This window comes from Daejeonella sp., from assembly GCF_049655485.1.
Lineage (GTDB): Bacteria > Bacteroidota > Bacteroidia > Sphingobacteriales > Sphingobacteriaceae > Daejeonella.
The window spans coordinates 1-4756 of record NZ_JBASJU010000228.1 but is presented as its reverse complement, the minus strand read 5'-3'; the positions used below and the strand labels follow the sequence as shown (position 1 = coordinate 4756).

At 40.7% G+C, this 4756-nt stretch carries 6 protein-coding genes; 1 reads left to right on the top strand and 5 read right to left on the bottom strand.

What is annotated here, in order from left to right:
• The 3 genes from WBJ10_RS09710 to WBJ10_RS09700 form a co-directional block, all read right to left on the bottom strand.
• The coding region (locus WBJ10_RS09710) for a SpoIIE family protein phosphatase (protein WP_424289733.1) at positions 1-1226 on the bottom strand (1226 nt) is incomplete at its 3' end.
• Between the two features lie 64 nt (positions 1227-1290).
• A complete protein-coding gene (locus WBJ10_RS09705; protein WP_424289731.1) occupies positions 1291-2424 on the bottom strand; it encodes a glycosyltransferase family 2 protein in 1134 nt (377 codons plus the stop codon).
• Positions 2405-3379 carry a lysylphosphatidylglycerol synthase domain-containing protein gene (locus WBJ10_RS09700; RefSeq protein WP_424289737.1) on the bottom strand — a complete coding sequence of 325 codons (975 nt, stop codon included), beginning with the start codon at positions 3377-3379 and terminating at the stop codon, positions 2405-2407. The genes WBJ10_RS09705 and WBJ10_RS09700 overlap by 20 nt, the downstream gene beginning before the upstream one ends.
• A gap of 86 nt (positions 3380-3465) precedes the next feature.
• Here WBJ10_RS09700 and ruvC point away from each other — a divergent pair, with 86 nt between their 5' ends.
• Complete coding sequence (gene ruvC / locus WBJ10_RS09695; RefSeq protein WP_424289729.1) at positions 3466-4032, top strand: crossover junction endodeoxyribonuclease RuvC; 567 nt, start codon at positions 3466-3468, stop codon at positions 4030-4032.
• 164 nt (positions 4033-4196) lie between these two features.
• Here ruvC and WBJ10_RS09690 read toward each other — a convergent pair whose 3' ends face one another.
• Both WBJ10_RS09690 and WBJ10_RS09685 read right to left on the bottom strand, forming a co-directional pair.
• Positions 4197-4589, bottom strand: coding sequence for an HIT family protein (locus tag WBJ10_RS09690; RefSeq protein ID WP_424289727.1), 393 nt, complete (start codon positions 4587-4589; stop codon positions 4197-4199).
• Between the two features lie 32 nt (positions 4590-4621).
• On the bottom strand, positions 4622-4756 hold a 135-nt coding region (locus WBJ10_RS09685), incomplete at its 5' end, for a GreA/GreB family elongation factor (RefSeq protein WP_424289735.1).

Genomic DNA, 4756 nt, shown 5'->3' with positions numbered 1-4756 from the left:
AGTATTGTGATATCATCAGAATTCATTCTGGCATTGTTACTAAGCTGTATATTTCGAAGTATCGCCTCGTTTAGATCGTCGACCGATGAATTACTGTGGCGCATTAAATGATCAACTAACTCCTCATCAGATATATATATATCTTCGTTAGCACTTTCAACAAGGCCATCAGTATAATTAAAGATCAGGCAACCCGGTGATAAATTTTCTGTTCCCAGATCAATGGAAGGAAGTTGATCAAATGCACCAATAACGGTTGTACCTGTCTTGAGAAATTTAAATTTATTCTCATTGATCAGAATCGGAGGATTGTGTCCAGCATTCACATATTTCAACACTCTGGTCTTTTCGTTGTAAAGGCCTAAGAAAAGTGTAATGAACCTTTCTCCATTAGTATTTGAAACTACAATCTCATTCAGGTGCCTGGTAACTTTTACGAGGTCACTCTCTACTGACGACCATGCCCGAAGACTGGCTTGTAAGTTAGCCATCAATAGTGCAGCCGAAACTCCTTTTCCAGAGGCATCAGCAATACACCATAAAAATTCATCCGCATTTAATTTGATAAAATCGAAGTAATCACCTCCGATGTTTTCATTGGGAAGATAGGTTGCGCCCACCTCGACAGAACCTGTTTTAGGCAGACTTCGTGGTATTAGCATGCCCTGTACTTCTACTGCCAGCTCCATATCTCTTTGAAGACGTTCCCTTCCTACTATTTCTTTGAATAATTTTTTGTTCTCCAGGGCTACCACAATAACGTTGATTAGCGTCTCGACAAAATTTAAGTCATTGGCTAGCAACTCATGACCCGTGTCAAAATCGCCAATCAAAACGAATGCTAAAAATTCGTCTTTATGATGAACAGGCACAAAGTATTCGTACTTGCTTAATAAGGCATCCGGATTTGACCTTAAGGCCGTGATAAACTTATAATCGGAAAGGGCCTGGCATGTTTGCTGCAGTGTTTTGGCGTTTTCAAACTCTCCGCCAAAGCGGGCCGCACAATAGAAATGTTCGCCTTCGCGGATGAGCAAGCGCACTTTACCGATCCTTAAATGGACATTCAAAATAACTTCAAGCATCTCAAACAAGACATTTGACGAGCTGTTTTTATTGATTGCCTGGGTGATTTCAAGTAAGGAGTTTAACTCGGCCTGCCTTTTTAACAGCAGTTGGATTAACTCACTCTCATCATTAATAACTGAGGTGGAAATTTGTGCCAATACAATACTGATAGGTGATGATGCGATAAAACTACATAAATGTTGTGGGATATCAAAAATAGCCTTACTTAACCATCCTCCCTTTCCAATTATATTTCCCGGAGTTTCCCGCTATTCCGATGAAAACCAGATATACTATATGTACCAATGTTGATAAAGGCATATAAAACAAAAGCCTCTTCCTTTGCGCAAAAGAGCATATCGAGTACAAAAATAAAAGTTCAATGAGCCCTTTTAAAAATAAACTTGCCAAACCTATCTTCCAAAATACAGGATCGATAAAACCAGAAATGAAATTAACCAGAAACAATAAGTTAAACAACCACACACCTACCCCAAGAAATACTATCCCCTTGTTTTTATATCGGGTGCTTTTTGAAGCCCATCGCTTTCTTTGCTGAATAAACTCTTTTAGATTCTCTTTTGCATGCGTATAAACGATTGCCTCCCATGATTTACAAAAACCCAGAGTTCCGGGATAAGCCGAAGCAACTTTATGTAGGAATAGCTCATCATCGCCTGAAGCCAGATCATCTATCCCTTTAAATCCGTTCAGCTTTAAAAAAACGTCTTTTCGATAGGCGAGATTAGCGCCGTTGCATGTTGCGGGCATTTTATTGCCAATACCCGCTGCCCCGAGGCCAATGAGGAAAAGGAATTCGAGCGTCTGCATTTCTTCGAAACCGTTTTTCTCTTCGAAATAGGATACCGGTGATGAAATCATATTATAATCTCCGGATTCGTAAAAGCTAATGATAGTCTTTAACCATAGTTCTCCCATTCTGCAATCCGCATCAGTCGTAATTATCAGTTCTCCCTGAGCAAGTGCAATGGCCTCTGTGATGGCTTTCTTCTTGTAGGAATTTAATTTTTCGAACTCGTTGAGTTTGATCAGCCTGACACCCCTGTCTGAGAATGAACTTATAATTTCGGAGGTGCGATCGGTCGAATGATCATCAACTACAATAATTTCAAATAAATCGGAGGGATAATCTTGCGCCAGTATATCCCCAATGGTTTTTTCTATTTTCCCTTCCTCATTTCGTGCGGCAATCAGGATACTAACAAAAGTGGATGCTTTAGTTTCCCTTACCTCAAAATAGGGTATGCGTTGCCAGCCTACCTTCAGGTAAAAGATCATGCCGATATAAAATAAGGTCAGGCTTCCTGTTAGGATGCTAATTACGAGAGTTACCAAAGAAATTGAGTTTTAATACAAAACCAGACCCCAGGATGGCGGGAATAATTAAGTTAATAAGCCAAATACACGCAGTTGCCGCCATAATGGCCACCTCCTGGTCGGTAAGAAATCCAAAGAAATAGCTGGCTGTCAATGCTCTAACCCCAATATCAAATATATCTAATGACGGCAGGGCAGACTGAACAAAAAACAAAATAAAAAGAATGAGGATCATTGAAAACACAGGAATTTCCGGAATCAAAAGAAGTATGACCAGGCAGTACTGAGTGGTAAAAACAATAAATCGGGAGAGACAATAAGTCAGGATTCGTGAAAGGTCAGCTTTTTTGTATTTCGCAAGTATGCGGAAGAACCTTCTGAACGGCTTAATTATTTTTATTTTAGCAAGAAGGTTGTCAATCAGCTGTATATTGAAGTAGAAAAGCAAAAAGAAGCTGCAAAATAGCGCCACCAGAAACGTCAGGGCAAAATTGACGATTATATTCAGATCCATAAAGCGGCCAACAAACCATAACAAAGCCAATGACCCAAGAACATTGGTAACAACCATTTGCCCGATTGCACCCACGCTCATTGAAATAACTCCTATCACACGCTTTCTGGGCGACAGAAAAAACACCCTCCCGGCATATTCGCCAATACGGTTTGGTGTAAACACTGCCCAGGTAAGTCCGCAAAAGACGGATTCAACGGCTCTCCACGTACTTATTTTTTCTACGTTTCTAAGTAGATATTTCCATTTTAATGCCTCCAGGAACCAATTCAGCAGCATTAAAAGAAATAAAGTAATCAGCACTATCCATACTCTGTAAGCTGATAGAGAACTTGTAAGTGACTTAAAATTGGTAATGTTCTGATTGTCGCTGAGTTTCTGAAAAATAAACCAGAAGGCCAGTACCAGAATGGCAACCTTGATACTGAGGCTAAGAATTTTTTTTGACTGGCGATTCAATGTACTTCTTTCTGCAATGTTAAGAAAAACCTTCGCGGAATCTAAATTTTGAATAAGCTTTGCCTGCAAATTACTAATATTGAGGGATGTTAAAAGATAAAGCTAAGGAGAGGATCATTCTGGGAATCGACCCCGGAACCACTATCATGGGATACGGGATAGTAAAGGAAGTGAAAAGCAATATTGATCTTTTATGTATGGGGGTGGTTAAGCTTGACCATCTGGATGATCATCCCCATAAACTCAAACATATCTTTGAAAAAACAGTACTGCTTATCGACCAGTATCATCCCGACTGCCTGGCTGTAGAAGCACCGTTTTATGGAAAAAATATTCAGGTGATGTTAAAGCTTGGCCGGGCGCAGGGGGTTGCTATGGCTGCTGCCCTCTCCAGGAGTCTTCCCATCTTCGAATACTCCCCGCGGAAAATAAAACAGTCGATAACAGGTAATGGGAATTCTTCAAAAGAGCAGGTTAGCGCAATGCTAAAAACACTTCTAAAATTTACGGAAACCCCTGAGTTTCTCGATGCGACAGACGGACTGGCGGTCGCTGTCTGCCATTCTTTTCAAAAGATAAGTACATCAGGAGATAAAAAAAATTATTCTGGGTGGGATGCCTTTGCGAAGGATAATGTGAAACGGATTAAATGAAGTCAGAGGTCTGAAGTCGGAGGTCGGAGGTCTGAAGTCAGAGGTCTGAAGTTCGAACGAGATCTGAGGTAGGAAGTCTGAGGTCAGAAGTCTGATGATTCCCGACCAAATTTGAATTTCACTGTCACGTATAAGAACTCTACTCCGACTTCAGGCTTCAGACCTCAGAGTTCTTTTCTAATCCTCTCCGCAATCACCTCCAGTTCCTCCTCAGAAAACTTAAGCTTTTGCCGGCTAAAATTCATATCATCCATGCTATTCATTGGAATCAGATGTATATGTGCATGTGGAACCTCCATTCCCATGACGGTTAAGCCAATACGCTCACAGGGAATGGCTTCTTTTAAGCCCTTCGCAACGATCTGGGCAAACATCATTAGACCTACGTAGCTCTCGCTATCCATATCAAACAGATAATCGATTTCGACTTTTGGGATTACCAGAACATGTCCCGCCACGAGCGGGTTGACATCCAGAAAAGCCAGATACTGAACTGTTTCTGCAACTTTATGAGCAGGTATCTCACCGGCTAGAATTTTTGAAAAGATCGATGCCATATAAAAGGGTTTGTTCTTTATTCTCGGTTCTATTATCTGCTTATTTCAACAATTTCAAACTCAATTTTACCTGCTGGAACAGCGATTTCAGCTTTATCGCCAACGGATTTTCCAAGCAATCCCTGGGCAATTGGCGATTTCACAGAAATCTTTCCGGATTTTAAATC